Consider the following 17,300-nt stretch of genomic DNA (forward strand, 5'->3'; position numbering starts at 1 on the left):
CTTCCCGGCTACGGTGGGAACATGCCCAATCTCGCACTCGAACTCGGCAAGCAGTCGGCATCGCTCGGCGTCAACAGCGTCTACGGCGAGCAGCAGGACGTCGACGGCATCCGCCTCATCCCCGTGGCTCTGTCGTGGTCGGGCTTCGGCGCCGGCGAGGATGAGAGCGGCAACAACGGCGGGGGCGGCGGCGGCTTCGCGGTTCCCCTCGGTGCCTACATCCGCAAGGGCGACGATCTGCGTTTCGAGCCGAACCTCGTGTCGCTGGTCGCGGTGGCGATCCCCTTCGTGTGGGTTGCGGGACGCACGCTCAGCCGCATCATCCGTGCCCTCAAGCGCTGACGAGGTCGATGCGGCGCTCACGAGCGGGGTCGACCGCATCGAGTCCGCCATTGCGGCCTTGGAGCCGGAGATCACACCGATCGTCCTGATCGATGGACGTTCCGGCGCGGGCAAATCGACCCTCGCGCGACGGGTGCGCGAGCGGTGGGGGCGCCCCGTCAGCATGATCGGCCTCGACGAGCTGTATCCGGGGTGGGACGGGCTCTCGGCCGGTTCAACTCTGGCGCGGGAGTTCATCCTGATCCCCGTCAGCGAGGCAAGGGCGGCCGTGTGGCGACGGTGGGACTGGGCAGCCGATCGTCCGGGGGCCGAGGTGGAGACGCCCGCCGACGTCCCCCTGATCCTCGAGGGAGCAGGGGTGCTCACCCCGAGCACCGCGCCTCTGGCGCACGTGCGCGTATGGGTGGAATCGCCCGAGAGTGCGCGGCGCGACCGCGCGCTCGCTCGAGACGGCGACACCTACCGGCCGCACTGGCGTCGCTGGGCCGACCAGGAAGAGGAGCACCTCCGCGCGCATCGCCCGCAATCGCTCGCAACGATCGTCATCGACGTCCCGTGAGGGCTGGAGGCGGTCATTCCTCGATCGCCTGGAGCAGGCCTTCGAGGCGGAAGCCCAGCCAGTTGTAGACACCGAAGCGGGGGTCGTCGTCCTGCTCCTCTTCTGTGGTGATCCCGAGGCGTGTCGCGATCACCAGCCGCACCGCGGTCAACGTTCGCAACCACGCCGCGACCGCACCGGCATCCAGTTCGACGATCACCTCGGCCTCGGCGTCCGCGCGGTCCAGGTCTTGCGGACGTCGTGTCTGGCCATCGCGTTGCAGCGTCGCCAGCACCAGCGCCGCATCATCACGACGCCGATCGAGGAGGTCGTCCTGGGTCAGACGACGAAACTCCGCGGCATCCTCCGGAGCGTCCCGGTAGCCGTCGGGAACGAGGCGCGCGACGCCCGGATCATCGACTCCGTCGATGGACTCGGCGAGCAGATCCGTGAACTGCAGGACGATGTCCGTGAGATGCGCGGCTTCCAGCGCGGACACCGCCATCCGCACCCTCGTCATGTGTCGGCCTTCCTGACGGTCGCCCAGAGGCCGTAGTCGTGCATCGCCTGGACGTGGAGCTCCATCTGCTCACGTGCGCCTTCGGCGACGACCGCGTGGCCCTCGTGGTGCACCAGCAGCATCAGACGCTCGGCATGCTCGCGGGTGTAACCGAAGTAGGTGCGGAAGACATGGACGACGTAGCTCATCAAGTTGACCGGATCGTTCCAGACCACCGTCTGCCAGGGACCGGTCACCTCCGAGCGCTCCTCCAGGCGGACATCCTCGAGGGGAATCGTCATGCCCAACCCAACTCGTGCAGGCGCTCGTCGTCGATCCCGTAGAAGTGCGCGATCTCGTGCACCAGTGTGGTGTGCACTTCGTCCCGGAGCTCCGCGATCGATCCGCAGGCGTGCAGATGCGGCTCACGGTAGAGGATGATCCGGTCGGGCAGCTCCCCGGTGCCGTAACGGTCGCGCTCTGTCAACGCCAGACCGTCGTAGAGACCCAGCAGGTCGAGGGAACCGTCCTCGGGCCGGTCCTCGACGACGAAGACGACGTTGTCGAGTCCGACGAGCATGCGCTCGGGCAGCAGATCGAGTTCGTCGGAGACGAGAGCTTCGAACGCGTCGGCGTCCATCTCGATCATGTCGACATCCCGATCGGGGAGAAAGTGGGGTGGCTAACGGGGCTTGAACCCGCGACCCCCGCGACCACAACGCGGTGCTCTACCAACTGAGCTATAGCCACCATGCGCCTGCTTCCAGGCAACCAGACGATTGTATTACACACCGGAGGCATACGACGACACGACGGCGGCCGCCGCGTCGCGTGCCTGGTCGCTGGAGGGCCCCGGCTCCGGAACGAAGACGGCCTGCCGGTAGTACGCCAGCTCACGAATCGACTCGAGGATGTCGGCCAGTGCCCGGTGGCCACCGTCCTTCGCCGGCGCGTTGAAGTACGCGCGCGGGTACCAGCGACGAGACAGCTCTTTGATGCTGGAGACGTCGACGCTGCGGTAATGGAGCCAGCGGTCGACACGCGGCATGTACTTTGCAAGGAACATCCGGTCGGTGCCGATCGTGTTTCCCGCAAGCGGCGCCTTGCCCTCAGGAGCGAACCGCTGGATGTACTCGAGAGCTTCGAACTCCGCCTCGGCCAGGCTGATACCGTCCGGGATCTCGGCGAGGAGACCGGAGGTCTCGTGCATACGCGTGACGAAATCGTTCATGTTCGCCAGCGCCGAGGCGTCGGGTTTGATCACCACCTGGAAGCCGGGGTCGAGGACGTTGAGCTCGAAGTCGGTGACCACGATCGCGATCTCGACGAGTTCGTCGACGTCGAGGTCGAGACCGGTCATCTCGCAATCGATCCAGACGAGACGATCGTTCTCCGCGGCATTCACCATGCGTTCATCCTAATGAGGGCCTGCGACCTCGGCGCCGACGCGTCACGATCAGCGACGGGCCGGCGACCGCAGTAGGCTGGGAGAGCGCCTCCGTAGCTCAGTGGAAGAGCGACGGCCTTCTAATCCGTTGGTCGCAGGTTCGAATCCTGCCGGGGGCACCGCATCGAGCCGCCCGTCACGAGTCCGCGCCTGCCAGCTCGGCGCGCACGAGTGCTGCTCCGGCGGACAGTGCGCTCAGTTTGCCGAATGCGACCTCCCGTGACAGCGGGGCCATCCCGCAGTTCGAACTCGGAATCAGCTTGTCGGCGTCGACGAACGGTAACGCCCGCCGCAGCACCGCCGCGACCTCTTCCGGGGTCTCGACGTGCGCGCTGGCCACGTCGAGGGCGCCGAGCATGACCTTCTTGCCGCGGATGAGTTCGATGAGCTCGATCGGCACATTCGAGTGCTGGCTCTCCAGCGAGACGATATCGATACGCGAGCGCTGCAGAAGAGGGAAGGACTCCTCGTACTGACGCCACTCGGATCCGAGTGTCGCCTTCCAGTCGGTGTTCGCCTTGATGCCGTACCCGTAGCAGATGTGCACCGCGGTCTCGACGCGCAGGCCCTCCGCGGCGCGTTCGAGCGCAGCGATTCCCCAGTCCTTCAACTCGTCGAAGAAGACGTTGAACGCCGGCTCGTCGAACTGGATGATGTCCACTCCGGCGGCTTCGAGTTCGCGAGCCTCCTCATTGAGGATCGTCGCGAACTCCCACGCGAGCTTTTCACGGCTGCCATAGTGCCGATCCGCCAACGTGTCGATCATCGTCATCGGTCCTGGCAGAGCCCATTTGATGGGCAGGTCGGTCTGCCCGCGCAAGAACGCGGCATCCTCGACGAAGACGGACGCGCGACGACCGACCGCGCCGACCACCGTCGGCACGCTGGCGTCGTAGCGGTTGCGGATGCGCACCGTCTCGCGGTTGTCGAAGTCGACGCCGTCGAGGTGCTCGATGAAGGTCGTGACGAAGTGCTGACGGGTCTGTTCGCCATCGGTGATGATGTCGACGCCGCGCCGCTGCTGCTCGTGCACCACGGCGCGCAGCGCGTCGCGTTTGCCATCGGCGAGCACGTCGCCGTGCAGCTGCCACGGCGACCAGAGCACCTCGGGCTCGGCGAGCCAGGCGGGCTTGGGGAGGCTGCCGACCGTCGTCACCGGCAGCAGAGGAGCCTGATGGACGGTGCCGTCGCCGGTCATGCGACGGGCTCCGCCACGCCGGCGATCCACTGTTCCAGGGTCTGGAGGTGGGGCTTCACGAAGTACTCCTCGGCGTAGCGGCCCTGGGTGACGGCCAGCTGGCTGCGCTCCTCACGGTCGTAGTCGATCTCGGTGCGGACGAAGTCGACATGGTCCAGGGTGGGACGGTAGACCTCGCCGGCGGGGGTGAGTGCGTTGTACACCTCGGGACGATAGATCTTCTGGAACGTCTCCATCGTCGCGATCGTGCCGATCAGTTGCAGATCGGAGAAGTCGTTCAGCAGGTCGCCGCGGAAGTAGAACGCCAGTGGTGCGACGGAGCCGCGCGGCATGAAGTAGCGCACCTGCAGACCCATCCGGGCGAAGTAATCGTCGGTGAGAGAGAAGGCATCCTGAACGTACTCGGTGCCGAGTACCGGGTGCACGAGGCCCGTGCGACGGTACGTTCGGCTTGTCGACACGCTGATGCAGATCACCGGGGAGCCCGCGAAGCGCTGCCGGTAGGCATCCGACGCCAGGAACCGTTGGAAGAGCTCACCGTGCAGGATGCCGAAATCCTCCGGAACGGTGAACGTCCCCGCGGCGGCTGTCGCTGCCGGCAGCACGACGCTGAAATCGTAGTCGCGCAGATATGAGGAGAAGTTGTTCCCGACGATGCCGCGGTGGCGCTCACCCGTGCGGTGATCGAGGATGCCGACGTCGAGAACCTCGATGATGGGGAAGCGCTCGGCCTCGGCCGTGTCGTCGAATTGAAGCTGCACCGTGACGATGTCGAGTTCGACCCGATAGCGCTCGGCGCCCTGATCGTCGCCGGCGGCGAGCTCGTTGAACCGACGGTCGATCATCGCGAGCGCGTTGCGGAGGTTCTGGCGGCGCCCGGCGCCACGCGCCAGATTCGCGAAGTTCGTCGTCACACGCGAATGTGCGGCGGGTGCGTAGTCCTCGTCGAAACGAGTGGTCGTGATGCTGAAAGCGATGTCGTTCGCCATGCGAGGGCCAATCCTGGGCAGGGCCGGTGCGGCCGCGAATGATGCTGATCCGAGCATGCGGGACGAGCGCTGTCATCGAGTAATGCGCTCAAACTATGCACCCATATAGTCTGTGGCTATGTCTCGACCCCCGATGGGAATCACGCTGCAGCAGCTCCAGTACTTCATCGAGGTCGCTGCGGAGGGGTCGATCAGTGCGGCGGCTGACCTGCTGTTCGTGTCGCAGCCGACGATGTCCGCTGCGATGCGCGACCTCGAGAAGAAGATCGGACGCGACCTGCTGCTGCGATCCGCCCGGGGAGTGAGCCTGACCACCGACGGCATCGAGTTCCTCGGATACGCCCGCCAGGTCGTCGAGCAGGCTGCGCTGCTCGAACAGCGCTACCTCGGCACTGCTCCCTCGCGGCGCCTGCTGGGCGTCTCCACCCAGCACTACTCCTTCGCCGTCGACGCGTTCGTCCGCATGGTCAGAGCAACTGATGCCGCCGAGTACGAGTTCTCGCTGCGGGAGACGCGCACCTTCGACATCATCGAGGATGTGCGCACGCTGCGCAGCGAACTCGGCATCCTGTTTCGCAATGAGTTCAACCGCAACGTCATCGGAAAGCTCCTGCGCGACTCGGGGCTGGCATTTCACACGCTCTTCGTCGCCGCGCCCCACGTCTTCGTCTCGCGCCGAAACCCGCTCTCGCTGCAGCGGAGCGTGAGTCTCGAAGACCTCTCATCGTTGCCTCGACTCACGTTCGATCAGGGTGCGAACAACTCGTTCTACTTCGCCGAAGAGATCCTGTCGACGCTGTCGAGCTCGCGCGAGATCCGCGTCTCGGATCGCGCCACGATCTTCAACCTGATGATCGGCTTGAACGGTTACACCATCTCGACGGGCATCATCAGCGACGACCTCGATCCCGAGATCGTGGCCGTTGCGCTCGACGTCGACGAGCAGATCGAGATCGGATGGATCGGGCGCACGGCGGTGCCGTTGACCGACCAGGCCCAGCGATACCTCACCGAACTGCGCCAGGTGGTGGCCGGCTTCGGAGTGTCGCTCGTCGGATGACGGCGAGCCGACCCCTCGATAGTTCCGCCGCGAGCGCGTACCGTCGGCGGTGACGAGAGGAGTCATCATGACCTCGGCATCATCCACCTTGTGGGTCGCGTACGGCACTGACGGCAACGTCGTCGGCACGGTGAGAAAGAGCGAGGAGGGCTACACGCCCACGGTCGCCGGCGCCACCGCGAGTGTCGGCACGTATCCGTCCATGGAGGTCGCGAAGAGCGCCCTCCACAGCCACCTTGCTCCCGGGTCCGACTGGCCGCAGTTCCGCCAGCACTAGGCGCTCTGCTGCGCAGCCCGCACCGCCACGGCGCGCGTCCCTGCGCGATCGGATCAGCCCACGCGCGGGGCGCCCGCCGCCGCGACCGGGTCTCGACCGGGGTCGACCTCGGCCGCGGCCCCGCGACGTGACACGTCGAGCAGTCGCAGAGCGACGTGGACCAGGGGACCGATGCCGGCTGCGAACAGCACCGTGCCGATGCCCACGGTGCCGCCGAGGAGCCACCCGAACAGAAGCACGGTCGCCTCGATCGTGAGTCGACATGCCCACACCGGCCACCCGAGCCGGGAGTTCATGCCGGTCATGAGGCCATCGCGCGGCCCCGGCCCCAAACGCGCTCCGATGTAGATTCCCGAGGCCAGCGCGACCAGCGCCATCCCGCCGACGAACACGATCACTTGCGTCACGAATCCATTCATCGTCGGAAGCGCCAAGATCGTCAGCTGCATGCTGGTTCCGACGAGGAGGATATTGGCAAGGGTGCCGATGCCCGGCCGTTGGCGCAGCGGAATCCACAGCAGCAGCACGAGCAGGCCGACGAGGTTCGTGATCCATCCGATGCCCACCCCCGTCTGCACCGACAGTCCCTGCGCGAAGACCGTCCAAGGATCCACGCCGATCTGGGCCTGCACCATGACGCCGCAACCAACGCCGTAGAGGATGAGACCGATGAGCAGGCGAGCAAGACGTGCAGTCATGCAGCAATCCAATCTCACAATTGGACATCTACTACCAGTCCAATTCGGATACCGTGGCCACCATGGACTCGAGGATCGGGGCACGGACGTTCGCCGGGATGCTGGGCGGGTGGCGCACGCGGGAGCCGGCGTATGAGGCCCTCGCCGACAGCATCCGCATCCTGTGCCTCGACAACCGCATCGCCGCGCACACCGCTCTTCCCGCCGAACGAGAACTCGCCGCTGCACTCTCGGTGAGCCGAACGACGGTCGCTGCGGCATATCGAAGCCTGCGCGACACCGGTCATATCACAAGCCTTCGCGGATCGGGAAGCGTGACGACGGCGCGGCCGAGCCGTGACATCGGAGGCGCAGCGGCCACGACCGGCGCCATCGATTTGCAACAGGCCAGTCCCGCCGCGTGGCCGGGGCTCGCCGGCATCATCGCGGAGGCCGCGGCGGATGCCGCACGCATCGTCGCCCGGTCGGGCTATGACATCCGGGGCGCCATCGAACTCCGAGAAGCGATTGCAGACCGATACAGCGCACGCGGCATCCCGACCGACCCGAGCCAGATCGTCGTGACGACAGGTGCGCAGTCGGCGATCCACCTGCTGTCGACCGTCCTCGTCGGTCGTGGGGATCGGGTGGTCATCGAGACGCCGACGTACCCCCATGCGGCCGAGGCGATTCGTGCCGCCGGCGCGCGACTGGTAGCTGTGCCGGTCACGATCGGCGGAGGCTGGGACCTCGATCGCGCGGCTCAAGTGTTCACACGAACGCAGCCACGGATGGCCTATCTGATGCCACGCTTCCAGAACCCGACGGGCCGCTCGATGACGGACGAGGAAGAGGCAGCCTTCGCACACGCTGCCCGCGCCTCGCGCTCCACTCTCGTCATCGACGAGACGACCGCCGATCTGACCATCGACGTTCCCGCCGCATCACCGGCGTTCGGCCACGATGCCGTGGTGCGCGTCGGCTCGCTCGGCAAGATCGTCTGGGGTGGTCTGCGCATCGGGTGGATCCGCGCGGACGGGGAACTCGTGCAGCGAATCGTCGCGGCGCGCCCCGCCAGGGAACTGGGCACACCGGATTTCGAGCAGGCGGTCGCCGCTCGTCTCTTCAGCCACCTGCCGGAGATTCTCACGCAGCGTACTCTGCTGCTCAGATCGGGCCGAGACGCTCTCGTCGATGCGCTCACCCGCCGCCTGCCGGAGTGGAAGATCCCGCAGGTGCACGGCGGCGTGGCGCTCTGGGTGGAGCTAGATGCGCCTCTGAGCACGGGGCTCGTCCTCGCAGCCCGCGCCCATGGCGTTTCTCTCTCGTCCGGGTCGCGATTCGGGGTCGACGGGACGCACGACCGTCATCTGCGCCTGCCTTTCACGGCACCACCCGAGGAGCTCCGACGCGCCGTCGACACGCTCGCCGACGCGTGGCCCTCGGTGCGAGCGGCCGCGCCCGTGCACGGCGGCGAGATCCTCGACGCGGTGGTGTGACGAGCGCGGCTTGCTCGCTCGTCAGCGCAGATACGCCAGGCACTCGACCGCCTCGTCGAGCCTGCAGAACGAGCCCAGCTCGCGCATTCTGGCTCGGGCGAGTTCGAAGCGCTCCGCGTGAAAACGCGTCCCCTGCGCCGACTGCTCGCGCCGGACGTGTCCGATCACGACGCCGCGCCTGTCGATGACCCTCCACCGACGGTCGGACACCGCCCGCAAGGAACACCCGCGCACGGACCGAGGTAGGGCCGTTGCCGCACTGATCATGTCGCCACTCCCGTCACCATCGCGTCACCGCCACGTCACCGTCACTGACACCGCTACTTTCGAAGATACGTTCCCCCTCCGACATCGGCGGCACCCCCGTGCCCCGCCGACGGACGACCGATCGACACCTCCTCCCCACCTCTGCGCTTCGGCGCCGTCTCCACAATCTGCTCGCGCCTCGCGTCGACGCTCTGCGGCGAGAAGGACGCTGGGGGTGCCGCGGCGCACGAAGGGTACGCCGGTCGCGGCGCCAGCCGGATCGTCCGGGCATCGAAGACAAGGAGAGTCATCATGAGCGATCGCATCACCGTCATCGGCAACGTCGCGTCCCAGCCCGAGCGTCGGGAACTGCCGGGCGGCATCCCCGCCATCAGTTTTCGACTCGCGAGCAGCGAACGACGCCTCGAGAACGGTCAGTGGGTCGACAGTCACACCAACTGGTACTGGGTTTCGGCATACAGGAAGCTGGCCGATCACGCGCTGGCATCGTTGGAGAAGGGGCAGCGGGTCATCGTCACCGGACGGTTCCGCGTCAAGCAATGGGAATCGGGAGGAAAGAGCGGATCCTCCGCCGAGATCGACGCGGAAGGACTCGGCCACGACCTCATGTTCGGCATCACGAGCTTCCAGAAGGGAACCACACCGTCGGCGTCGGCTACTGTGGCGCAGAGCACGGGGTGGGCCGTGCCCGGCGACGGCCCCTCCGACATTCCACAGAGCACGGAGGCTTCCAGCGACGCGGCCTCCTCACCCGAAGAACCGGATGTCGCCCTCGTCAGCGCCAGCGGGTGGGCCACAGCGGGCGAGGACACAACCCCGTTCTGACGCCGCCTAGACTCGTGACGTGCGAAACGTCGGTCAGCGTGCGGTCCCTTTCTCCCTCGCCGCATGCGTCGGCGTGGTCCTCATGCTCAGCGGCTGCACCACCGCAGCCCCCACCCCGACACCCACACTGTCGGTGTCCCTCACGCCCACGGCGACACCCACACCGACTCCGACGGGACCAGCGCTGATGCCGAACGGCTCTGCCACCCAGAACCTGCCCTACTTCACGTCGATCGTCGACGCGGTGGCGTCCGGTCCACAGGCGGCGCAGGGGCGGGCATACATCGACGCGCTCACTGCGGGCGGCTTCGACAAGTCGGCCATGGAAGTCACGCAGGACCTGACGACGGTCGGAAATCAGGCCGACTCGATCCAGTTCTCCGTCAAGTGGAAGGGCGAGTGCCTGGTCGGACAGGTCGGCCCGTCGGTGCCCGGCCCGCAGGCACGCGTGCTTCCGCTCGTGCCGGAGGGCACGTGCCTGGTTGGACAGACACGCCCGATCGACTGGTGACCGGGCGTCCGCACGCCGTGGAGGTCACCACGGCCGCGTAGACTTGGGCCGTTATGGCCGAATACATCTACTCCATGGTCCGTGCCCGCAAAGCGGTGGGCGAGAAGCTCATCCTCGACGACGTCACGATGGCGTTCCTCCCCGGGGCCAAGATCGGCATGGTCGGCCCCAACGGCGCCGGCAAGTCGACGATCCTGAAGATCATGGCCGGTCTCGACGCACCGTCGAACGGGGAGGCCAAGCTGACGCCGGGCTTCACCGTCGGCATCCTGATGCAGGAGCCCGAGCTCGACGAGACCAAGACCGTCCTGGAGAACATCCAGGACGGCGTAGCCATCAAGGCCAAGCTCGATCGCTTCAACGAGATCTCCGCGCTGATGGCCGACCCGGATGCGGATTTCGATGCCCTGCTGGCCGAAATGGGCGTGCTGCAGGAAGAGATCGACGCGGCCGACGGCTGGGACCTCGACTCGCAGCTCGAGCAGGCCATGGACGCGCTGCGCACCCCGCCCGCGGACGAGCCCGTGACCAAGCTCTCCGGAGGCGAGCGCCGCCGGGTGGCACTGGCGAAGCTGCTGCTGCAGAAGCCCGACCTGCTGCTGCTGGACGAGCCCACCAACCACCTCGACGCGGAGAGCGTTCTCTGGCTCGAACAGCACCTGCAGTCGTACAAGGGCGCAGTCATCGCCATCACCCACGACCGGTACTTCCTGGACAATGTCGCGGAGTGGATCGCGGAGGTCGATCGCGGTCGACTGATCGGCTATGAGGGCAACTACTCGACCTATCTCGAGAAGAAGGCAGAACGCCTCGACATCCAGGGCAAGAAGGACGCGAAGCTCGCCAAACGCCTGAAGGACGAGCTCGAGTGGGTCCGTTCCTCGGCGAAGGGACGGCAGACGAAGTCGAAGGCCCGCCTCGCCCGATACGAGGAGATGGCCGCCGAGGCGGAGCGCACGCGCAAGCTCGACTTCGAAGAGATCCAGATCCCGGCCGGTCCGCGCCTGGGCAGTGTGGTCATCGAAGCCAAGAAGCTGCAGAAGGGGTTCGGCGATCGTTCCCTGATCGACGGCCTGAGCTTCAGCCTGCCGCCGAACGGCATCGTGGGCGTCATCGGCCCCAACGGTGTCGGCAAGACGACGCTCTTCAAGACGATCGTGGGGCTGGAGCCGCTCGACGGCGGCGATCTGAAGGTCGGCGAGACGGTCAAGATCAGCTACGTCGACCAGAGCCGCGCCAACATCGACCCGAACAAGACGCTGTGGGAGGTCGTTTCGGACGGTCTCGACATCATCACCGTCGGCAAGACCGAGATCCCCTCGCGTGCGTACGTGTCGAAGTTCGGCTTCAAGGGCCCCGACCAGCAGAAGAAGGCGGGAGTGCTCTCCGGCGGTGAGCGCAATCGCCTGAACCTGGCGCTCACCCTGAAGGAGGGCGGAAACCTGCTGCTGCTCGACGAGCCCACCAACGACCTCGATGTCGAGACGCTGAGCTCGCTGGAGAACGCCCTCTTGGAGTTTCCCGGATGTGCGGTGGTGATCACCCACGACCGGTGGTTCCTCGACCGCATCGCGACCCACATCCTCGCCTACGAGGGCACCGACGAGCACCCCGACAAGTGGTACTGGTTCGAGGGCAACTTCGAGGCGTACGAGGCCAACAAGATCGAGCGCCTCGGGCCCGACGCCGCCAACCCGCACCGATCGACCCACCGCAAGCTCACCCGTGACTGAGCGACTGCACGTGCCCATCCATTTGCGATGGGGAGACCTGGACGCGTTCAACCACGTCAACAACGCGACGATGTTGAAGCTGCTCGAAGAAGCGCGCGTGCGGGTGTTCTGGACGCCGGTCTTCGGCGACGAAGCGCCCGACACCGCGGTGATCGACGCGGGCACCGATGCCGGCGTGCTGACGCTCATCGCACATCAGGAGATCGAGTACCTCGCGCCGGTGCCGTACCGGCGCGAGCCGCTCGACGTGCAGATGTGGTTCGGAAAACTCGGAGGATCGAGCATCGAGGTCTGCTACGAGGTCTACAGTCCACGAAGCGACGACCACCGCACGCTCTACGCGAAGGCATCCTCTTCCGTCGTGCTGGTCGACGCTCACACCTTCCGGCCGGTGCGACTCACCGACACGATGCGTGACGCGTGGGGCCCCTACCTCGGCGAACCCGTCTCGTTCCGGCGCCGCTGAGCGGGCGAGGACGGCCCGCGTCAGGGGACGCGGACCATGATCTCCTGCCCGACAGATGCGACGAGCTCGCCCTCGCGGGTGAAGATCCGCCCCGATGAGAGTCCTCGCCCTGCGCGGGCGCTGGGCGAGTTCTGCACGTACAAGAGCCACTCGTCGACGCGCACGGGCCGGTGCCACCACATCGCGTGGTCGAGGCTGGCGACTTTGAGTCCGGGCTGCGACCAGGGGATGCCGTGTCCACGCAGCACCGGCTCCTGGATGGTCAGATCGCTCATGTACGCCAGCACGGCGCGGTGCAGGGCGGCATCGTCTGCGAGGGGCCGCTTCGCTCGCATCCAGACGTTCTGGGCGGCAACGTGGGCACCCTCCACCGCATCGTAGATCGCACCCTCGGCATGCACGACTTCGATCGGATTGCGGTCCAGGAGGCGCTGCGACAGCGGATGTCGCCGCGTTGTCTCCCACCGCGCCAGGGCCTCCTCGGGGCTGAGGACGTCCTCGGGCATACGGCTCTGATGGTCGAGGCCGTCATCCTCGTGTTCGAACGAGGCGATCATCGAGAAGATCGGCACCCCGTCCTGGTATACCTGCGTACGGCGTGTGGAGAAGGAACGGCCGTCGTGGATGCGGTCGACGGACAGCGTCACGCCCCGCATTGCGTCGCCGGGGCGCAGGAAGTAGCCGTGCATGGAATGCGGAACGCGGTCGTCGCCGGTCGTCCTGTCCGCCGCGATGATGGCTTGAGCCAGCACCTGGCCGCCGAAGATGCGGCCCGACGGCATCGGGTGGGAGATCCCGGTGAAGATGTCTTCAGTGGTCCGCGCATCGCCGGAGGAGATATCCAGGACCTCCAGCATTTCGGCGACCGGATCGCTTTCGCCCTGCATTCCCGTTCCCACACGCTCTCCGTCCGTGGTGCATACAGCTTGATAGTTTAGGTCGGATGTCCGCACAGCTGTTGTTCCCCGATCCGTCGACGGCGTCCGACGTCCTCACCTTCGCCGACCGTGCCGCGCGACTCGGCGATGGAGCCGTGCGCTTGCGCGCCGTGCAGGGGACGCTCGGGGTGACATCGGCGCCGCTTGCGCCCCAGACGCTCCTGGAGTCGACCCCCACCGTTCTCGGGATGCGGTTCGTGCGCGTGGACCCCGACCTCGAGTGCGACCTCGTCGTGGATGCCGCGTCGCTCACGATCGGCGACGATGAGCGCTCGGTCCTTCTGCCCGACTCCGCCGTCTCGGCACCGTGGGCGGGTGTGTCGCCGCCCCGGGGCGGCTGGACGCAGGCGAGCGGCATCGATGCCGCCACTCTCGCATCGCGCGCCCAGTGGGGGATCGCAGCCGTGGCCGAAGCGGTGCCTGCGTCCGCCGGCGAAGATGTGGTGCGTCTCGTGCGCGCTCAGGTATGGGGAGAGCCCGACGCCGAGCTCGCGGATCTTCCCCGGGGAGTCGCGTTCGCCGCCTTCGCTCTGGGCTTTGTCGCCGGCGCCGAGACGGCTGCCGTGCGCCGCAGCGGCCCGTGGACGCGGATCACCCTGCAGCGAGGTCACGTGCTGACGAGGACGCGAGTGCACACGGGGCTGACGGAGGTCCGAGCCACGGGCGCCCTCTGAGACGGGCCGGAGCCCGCGTTCGGCGGCGACGGATCAGCCGGCCGCGGCCCGTCCGGCAATGCGCCCGGAGAAGAGGCATCCGCCGACGAAGGTGCCCTCCAGAGCTCGGTAGCCGTGCACACCGCCACCTCCGAAGCCGGCCGCCTCACCCGCGGCGAACAGACCGGGGATCACTGTGCCTCGTTCGTCCAATGCCCGCGCGGACAGGTCTGTCTCGATACCTCCGAGGGACTTCCGCGTGAGGATGTGCAGCTTGACCGCGATGAGGGGCCCGTTCGCCGGGTCGAGAATCGCATGCGGCGCCGCCGTGCGGATGAGACGGTCACCGCGGAATGCGCGCGCCGACCTGAGCATCGCGATCTGCGCATCCTTCGTGAAGTCGTTGGTGATCTCGCGGTCGCGCGCCTCGATCTCACGGCGCACGAGCTGGGGATCCAGCAGCTCGCCTCCCGGGAGCGCCTGCATACCGTCGATCAACTCGTCCAACGAACGCCGGACGACGAAGTCCGCGCCCTGATCCATGAAGGCCTGGACGGGCCCCGCGGCCCCCTTGCCCAGGCGCGATCGCAACAGCAGGCGTACGTCCTTGCCGGTGAGATCGGGATTCTGCTCGCTTCCGGAGAGCGTGAACTCCTTCTCGATGATCTTCTGCGACAGCACGAACCAGGAATGGTCATGGCCGGTGCGTCGCAGGTGCGCGAGTGTCCCGAGAGTGTCGAAGCCCGGGTACAGCGGCACCGGCAGTCGTGCACCGGTCGCATCGAGCCACACGGACGACGGGCCGGGGAGGATCCGGATGCCGTGGTTCGGCCAGATCGGGTTCCAGTTCTGGATGCCTTCGACGTAGTGCCACATGCGATCCCCGTTGATGAGATGCGCTCCCGCCGCCCGAGCGACCGGCTGCATGGACCCGTCGACGTACGCGGGAACGCCCGTGATCATCTGGGTCGGGGGCGGGCCCAATCGCGCCGGCCACTGCGCGCGGACGAGCTCGTGGTTGCCACCGATGCCCCCCGAGCACACGATCGTCGCGCTCGCGCGGATCTCGAAGGAGCCGGCGACCTCTCGTGACGTCTGCTCTCCTCGCGCGGCCGCCGAGGGGACGAGCACCTCGCCGTGCGCGCCCGTGACAGCGTCCGCGTCGGTCAGCAGGGCGGTGACGCGGTGACGGGGGAGTACGGTGATGCGACCGGAGGCCTCTGCGGCCTCCACCTCGGCCTGAAACGGCGCGACCAGCCCTGGGCCCGTTCCCCAGGTGATGTGGAACCGAGGCACCGAGTTTCCCGGACCGGTCGCGTTGTAGCCGCCGCGCTCGGCCCAGCCGACGACGGGGAAGAACCCGACTCCTTTCCCGCGCAGCCAGGCCCGCTTCTCTCCATGCGCGAAGTCGAGGTAGGCATCGGCCCATCGGCGGGGCCACTGATCTTCGTCGCGGTCGAACTGCGCCGTCGCGAACCAGTCCTGACGCGCGAGTTCCAGCGAGTCGGAGATACCGAGTCGTCGCTGCTCCGGCGAATCGACGAAGAACAAGCCGCCGAACGACCAGAACGCCTGGCCGCCGAGGTTGCATCGTGGTTCCTGATCGACGATGATCACTCGGCGCCCGGCCGCGGCGGCCTCCGTGGCGGCAACGAGCCCGGCGAGCCCCCATCCGATCACCAGGATGTCCGTCTCGTGAAGCTGCGTCTTCGCCAAGGTCGACTCCTTCGTCGTGATCTCGGTGCCCGGGGACGGGCGTCAGTCGGTCTGGTCCGAGGAACGGACCGCCAGCGAGGATGCCGTCGCTGGCCGTTCCGGGCCGATTCCGGTGGGCTCGAATGTGTTCACCATGGCATGCGCGGCGCGCTGGAGATAGTCCCAGAGCGTGGCCTCGTGCAGCGGCGACAACTCCAGCTCGTCGACGGCGCGGCGCATGTGGAGCAACCACCGATCACGAGCATCCGGATTCACGTGGAACGGCACATGCCGCATGCGCAGACGAGGATGTCCGCGTCGCTCGCTGTAGGTCGTCGGTCCGCCCCAATACTGCTCGAGAAAGAGGGTCAGCCGCTCGGCGGCCGGGCCGAGGTCTTCCTCGGGGTACATCGGCTTGAGCACGTCGTCGGCCGCCACACCGCGGTAGAACGCGTCCACCAGGCGCGCGAAGGTCTCGTGCCCGCCGACCTGTGCATAGAACGTCTCTGCGTCGTCGCTCACGCGTCCCCCTCATCGGTCCTCTTCGGCGCGGGTGTCTTCGGTGCCGGCGTCGCGCCGGATGGGGGCGTCGCGACCTCCACCTCGCCGTCGACCGCGGGCGCCTGAGTCGCTCGGCCGCCGCGCTTGGGCTTCCAGATGCCTTTTCCGTCGGCGGTCGCGACGGGTGTCGGTCGGGTACGCGGCGGATTGGCACCGCGCACGCGCTGGGCGCCCTCGAGGCCGGCCAGCATGACGGTGTTCATCGAGGGGAGCGTGACGCCCAACTCGTCCATCGCGCGCTTCAGGCGCATCCTCAGCTCGCGGGCGACATCATCCTTCGCGTTCGCGCGGGTCTTCATCACGAGGCGGATGACGAGGGCATCGCCGGTGATCGACTCCAGGCCCCAGACCTCGGGCTGCTCGATCACGCGGGTGCGCCACTTCGGATCCTTCGCGAGGTTCTTCGCCGTGGCGAGCATCGTCTTCTCGACCTGCTCGATGTCGACGTCGACCGGCAGAGCGAGGTCGATGATCACGCGAGACCATCCCTGGGACATGTTGCCGATGCGGGTGATCTCGCCGTTGCGCACGTACCAGAGCGTCCCGTTGACGTCGCGGACGTGCGTGATGCGGACGCTGACGTACTCCACGATGCCGGTGGCCAACCCCAGATCGACGACGTCGCCGATGCCGACCTGATCCTCGGCGACAATGAAGATGCCGTTCAGCACGTCTTTGACGATGTTCTGGGCACCGAAACCGAGGCCGGCGCCGATGGCCGCCGAGAGCAGGGCGAACGACCCGAGGGCGTCCGGAGCGATCCTCCCGAAGATCAGCAGGATGGCGATGGTGACGATCGCGACGTTGACGATGTTCTGCAGGATCGAACCCAGCGTGCGCGTTCGCTGCACGAGCCGCATCGCGGCGAGGGGCGAGCGCTCCAAGGCCTGGGTGTCATCGACGTTCGCCTTGCTCTTCGCGCCCGACACGATCCGGTTGACGATCCGCCGGATGACCAGACGCAGCACCCACGAGACGATGAACGCGCCGACGATGATTCCCGCGATCGTGAGGAGGTTCACCCCGGCCTCCCCGAGCCAGGTGAGAATCGCCGTCCACACTCCCGGGTCGATCACGGGGGCCGTCGCTCCACCGCCGGAGTCAGAGAAGTAGCGCATCACCCCG

22 protein-coding genes and 2 tRNA genes are annotated in these 17,300 nt (G+C 67.1%); 11 read left to right on the forward strand and 13 right to left on the reverse strand.

Features of this window, described 5'->3' with window-relative positions:
• Window positions 1-21 precede the first annotated feature (21 nt).
• Window positions 22-342, forward strand: coding sequence for a hypothetical protein (locus tag ACT53O_RS06435; protein WP_036285382.1), 321 nt, complete (start codon window positions 22-24; stop codon window positions 340-342).
• The gene (locus tag ACT53O_RS06440) at window positions 326-901 is read left to right on the forward strand and encodes a nucleoside/nucleotide kinase family protein (RefSeq protein ID WP_036285384.1); all 576 of its coding nucleotides are present in this window, start codon (window positions 326-328) and stop codon (window positions 899-901) included. Before ACT53O_RS06435 ends, ACT53O_RS06440 begins: the two co-directional genes overlap by 17 nt.
• A 13-nt stretch (window positions 902-914) precedes the next feature.
• Here the strand turns inward: ACT53O_RS06440 and ACT53O_RS06445 are convergent, their stop codons facing one another.
• The 5 genes from ACT53O_RS06445 to orn all read right to left on the reverse strand — a co-directional run bounded on the left by ACT53O_RS06445 (window position 915) and on the right by orn (window position 2,787).
• On the reverse strand, window positions 915-1,400 hold the full coding sequence (locus ACT53O_RS06445; protein ID WP_347417278.1) for a DUF2017 family protein: 486 nt from the start codon (window positions 1,398-1,400) through the stop codon (window positions 915-917).
• Window positions 1,397-1,681: an ATP-dependent Clp protease adapter ClpS gene (gene clpS, locus ACT53O_RS06450; protein ID WP_039416848.1), complete on the reverse strand. Its 285-nt coding sequence runs from the start codon at window positions 1,679-1,681 to the stop codon at window positions 1,397-1,399. The genes ACT53O_RS06445 and clpS overlap by 4 nt, the downstream gene beginning before the upstream one ends.
• Entirely contained in the window at window positions 1,678-2,028 is a 351-nt protein-coding gene (locus ACT53O_RS06455) for a metallopeptidase family protein (RefSeq protein ID WP_036316694.1), read from the reverse strand. The genes clpS and ACT53O_RS06455 overlap by 4 nt, the downstream gene beginning before the upstream one ends.
• A gap of 25 nt (window positions 2,029-2,053) precedes the next feature.
• Window positions 2,054-2,129, reverse strand: a tRNA-His gene (locus ACT53O_RS06460).
• Window positions 2,130-2,163: 34 nt separating this feature from the next.
• Window positions 2,164-2,787, reverse strand: coding sequence for an oligoribonuclease (gene orn, locus ACT53O_RS06465; RefSeq protein ID WP_036285393.1), 624 nt, complete (start codon window positions 2,785-2,787; stop codon window positions 2,164-2,166).
• An 86-nt stretch (window positions 2,788-2,873) separates the two neighbouring features.
• Here orn and ACT53O_RS06470 point away from each other — a divergent pair.
• Window positions 2,874-2,945: transfer RNA gene (locus ACT53O_RS06470), tRNA-Arg, on the forward strand.
• 17 nt (window positions 2,946-2,962) lie between these two features.
• Here the strand turns inward: ACT53O_RS06470 and ACT53O_RS06475 are convergent.
• Both ACT53O_RS06475 and ACT53O_RS06480 read right to left on the reverse strand, forming a co-directional pair.
• Window positions 2,963-4,024: a methionine synthase gene (locus tag ACT53O_RS06475; RefSeq protein WP_112931424.1), complete on the reverse strand. Its 1,062-nt coding sequence runs from the start codon at window positions 4,022-4,024 to the stop codon at window positions 2,963-2,965.
• On the reverse strand, window positions 4,021-5,013 hold the full coding sequence (locus ACT53O_RS06480) for a putative oxygenase MesX (RefSeq protein ID WP_036316695.1): 993 nt from the start codon (window positions 5,011-5,013) through the stop codon (window positions 4,021-4,023). Before ACT53O_RS06480 ends, ACT53O_RS06475 begins: the two co-directional genes overlap by 4 nt.
• Before the next feature lie 118 nt (window positions 5,014-5,131).
• Between ACT53O_RS06480 and ACT53O_RS06485 the strand changes: the two genes are divergently transcribed.
• Window positions 5,132-6,073: a LysR family transcriptional regulator gene (locus ACT53O_RS06485; protein WP_112931426.1), complete on the forward strand. Its 942-nt coding sequence runs from the start codon at window positions 5,132-5,134 to the stop codon at window positions 6,071-6,073.
• Window positions 6,074-6,140: 67 nt separating this feature from the next.
• The gene (locus tag ACT53O_RS06490; protein ID WP_036285410.1) at window positions 6,141-6,350 is read left to right on the forward strand and encodes a hypothetical protein; all 210 of its coding nucleotides are present in this window, start codon (window positions 6,141-6,143) and stop codon (window positions 6,348-6,350) included.
• A 53-nt stretch (window positions 6,351-6,403) separates the two neighbouring features.
• On the opposite strand, the gene yczE is transcribed toward ACT53O_RS06490, so the two are convergent.
• Window positions 6,404-7,048, reverse strand: coding sequence for a membrane protein YczE (gene yczE / locus ACT53O_RS06495; protein ID WP_239498586.1), 645 nt, complete (start codon window positions 7,046-7,048; stop codon window positions 6,404-6,406).
• 62 nt (window positions 7,049-7,110) lie between these two features.
• Here yczE and yczR point away from each other — a divergent pair, with 62 nt between their 5' ends.
• Window positions 7,111-8,526, forward strand: coding sequence for a MocR-like transcription factor YczR (gene yczR, locus ACT53O_RS06500; protein WP_476151610.1), 1,416 nt, complete (start codon window positions 7,111-7,113; stop codon window positions 8,524-8,526).
• A gap of 21 nt (window positions 8,527-8,547) precedes the next feature.
• Here the strand turns inward: yczR and ACT53O_RS06505 are convergent, their stop codons facing one another.
• A complete protein-coding gene (locus ACT53O_RS06505; protein WP_231477064.1) occupies window positions 8,548-8,694 on the reverse strand; it encodes a hypothetical protein in 147 nt (48 codons plus the stop codon).
• A gap of 390 nt (window positions 8,695-9,084) precedes the next feature.
• Here ACT53O_RS06505 and ACT53O_RS06510 point away from each other — a divergent pair, with 390 nt between their 5' ends.
• The 4 genes from ACT53O_RS06510 to ACT53O_RS06525 are packed head-to-tail and all read left to right on the forward strand — an operon-like array spanning window position 9,085 to window position 12,328.
• Window positions 9,085-9,618, forward strand: a complete 534-nt coding sequence (locus ACT53O_RS06510) for a single-stranded DNA-binding protein (protein WP_476151611.1) — start codon at window positions 9,085-9,087, stop codon at window positions 9,616-9,618.
• 19 nt (window positions 9,619-9,637) lie between these two features.
• The gene (locus ACT53O_RS06515) at window positions 9,638-10,129 is read left to right on the forward strand and encodes a DUF6993 domain-containing protein (protein ID WP_036316709.1); all 492 of its coding nucleotides are present in this window, start codon (window positions 9,638-9,640) and stop codon (window positions 10,127-10,129) included.
• A 53-nt stretch (window positions 10,130-10,182) separates the two neighbouring features.
• Window positions 10,183-11,862: an energy-dependent translational throttle protein EttA gene (gene ettA, locus ACT53O_RS06520; protein WP_039416832.1), complete on the forward strand. Its 1,680-nt coding sequence runs from the start codon at window positions 10,183-10,185 to the stop codon at window positions 11,860-11,862.
• Complete coding sequence (locus ACT53O_RS06525) at window positions 11,855-12,328, forward strand: acyl-CoA thioesterase (protein ID WP_036320082.1); 474 nt, start codon at window positions 11,855-11,857, stop codon at window positions 12,326-12,328. Before ettA ends, ACT53O_RS06525 begins: the two co-directional genes overlap by 8 nt.
• 20 nt (window positions 12,329-12,348) lie before the next feature.
• On the opposite strand, the gene ACT53O_RS06530 is transcribed toward ACT53O_RS06525, so the two are convergent.
• Window positions 12,349-13,215, reverse strand: coding sequence for an acyl-CoA thioesterase (locus ACT53O_RS06530; protein WP_135949166.1), 867 nt, complete (start codon window positions 13,213-13,215; stop codon window positions 12,349-12,351).
• Between the two features lie 56 nt (window positions 13,216-13,271).
• Between ACT53O_RS06530 and ACT53O_RS06535 the strand changes: the two genes are divergently transcribed.
• Window positions 13,272-13,940: a DUF8185 domain-containing protein gene (locus ACT53O_RS06535; protein ID WP_112931429.1), complete on the forward strand. Its 669-nt coding sequence runs from the start codon at window positions 13,272-13,274 to the stop codon at window positions 13,938-13,940.
• Window positions 13,941-13,973: 33 nt separating this feature from the next.
• On the opposite strand, the gene ACT53O_RS06540 is transcribed toward ACT53O_RS06535, so the two are convergent.
• The 3 genes from ACT53O_RS06540 to ACT53O_RS06550 are packed head-to-tail and all read right to left on the reverse strand — an operon-like array spanning window position 13,974 to window position 17,293.
• Complete coding sequence (locus tag ACT53O_RS06540; protein ID WP_135949167.1) at window positions 13,974-15,635, reverse strand: FAD-binding dehydrogenase; 1,662 nt, start codon at window positions 15,633-15,635, stop codon at window positions 13,974-13,976.
• Window positions 15,636-15,677: 42 nt separating this feature from the next.
• On the reverse strand, window positions 15,678-16,136 hold the full coding sequence (locus tag ACT53O_RS06545) for a globin (RefSeq protein WP_135949168.1): 459 nt from the start codon (window positions 16,134-16,136) through the stop codon (window positions 15,678-15,680).
• Window positions 16,133-17,293: a mechanosensitive ion channel family protein gene (locus ACT53O_RS06550; RefSeq protein ID WP_135949169.1), complete on the reverse strand. Its 1,161-nt coding sequence runs from the start codon at window positions 17,291-17,293 to the stop codon at window positions 16,133-16,135. Before ACT53O_RS06550 ends, ACT53O_RS06545 begins: the two co-directional genes overlap by 4 nt.
• Window positions 17,294-17,300: the final 7 nt, after the last annotated feature.

The organism is Microbacterium sp. DMC48, from assembly GCF_056313825.1.

Coding starts and splice junctions, on each gene's coding strand:
- ACT53O_RS06455 (WP_036316694.1), bottom strand. CDS start 2,028: ATGATCGAGATGGACGCCGACGCGTTCGAAGCTCTCGTCTCCGACGAA.
- ACT53O_RS06480 (WP_036316695.1), bottom strand. CDS start 5,013: ATGGCGAACGACATCGCTTTCAGCATCACGACCACTCGTTTCGACGAG.
- ACT53O_RS06435 (WP_036285382.1), top strand. CDS start 22: ATGCCCAATCTCGCACTCGAACTCGGCAAGCAGTCGGCATCGCTCGGC.
- orn (WP_036285393.1), bottom strand. CDS start 2,787: ATGGTGAATGCCGCGGAGAACGATCGTCTCGTCTGGATCGATTGCGAG.
- ACT53O_RS06530 (WP_135949166.1), bottom strand. CDS start 13,215: ATGCAGGGCGAAAGCGATCCGGTCGCCGAAATGCTGGAGGTCCTGGAT.
- ACT53O_RS06445 (WP_347417278.1), bottom strand. CDS start 1,400: ATGACGAGGGTGCGGATGGCGGTGTCCGCGCTGGAAGCCGCGCATCTC.
- ACT53O_RS06550 (WP_135949169.1), bottom strand. CDS start 17,293: ATGCGCTACTTCTCTGACTCCGGCGGTGGAGCGACGGCCCCCGTGATC.
- ettA (WP_039416832.1), top strand. CDS start 10,183: ATGGCCGAATACATCTACTCCATGGTCCGTGCCCGCAAAGCGGTGGGC.
- clpS (WP_039416848.1), bottom strand. CDS start 1,681: ATGACGATTCCCCTCGAGGATGTCCGCCTGGAGGAGCGCTCGGAGGTG.
- ACT53O_RS06490 (WP_036285410.1), top strand. CDS start 6,141: ATGACCTCGGCATCATCCACCTTGTGGGTCGCGTACGGCACTGACGGC.
- yczE (WP_239498586.1), bottom strand. CDS start 7,048: ATGACTGCACGTCTTGCTCGCCTGCTCATCGGTCTCATCCTCTACGGC.
- ACT53O_RS06535 (WP_112931429.1), top strand. CDS start 13,272: ATGTCCGCACAGCTGTTGTTCCCCGATCCGTCGACGGCGTCCGACGTC.
- ACT53O_RS06485 (WP_112931426.1), top strand. CDS start 5,132: ATGTCTCGACCCCCGATGGGAATCACGCTGCAGCAGCTCCAGTACTTC.
- ACT53O_RS06510 (WP_476151611.1), top strand. CDS start 9,085: ATGAGCGATCGCATCACCGTCATCGGCAACGTCGCGTCCCAGCCCGAG.
- yczR (WP_476151610.1), top strand. CDS start 7,111: ATGGACTCGAGGATCGGGGCACGGACGTTCGCCGGGATGCTGGGCGGG.
- ACT53O_RS06475 (WP_112931424.1), bottom strand. CDS start 4,024: ATGACCGGCGACGGCACCGTCCATCAGGCTCCTCTGCTGCCGGTGACG.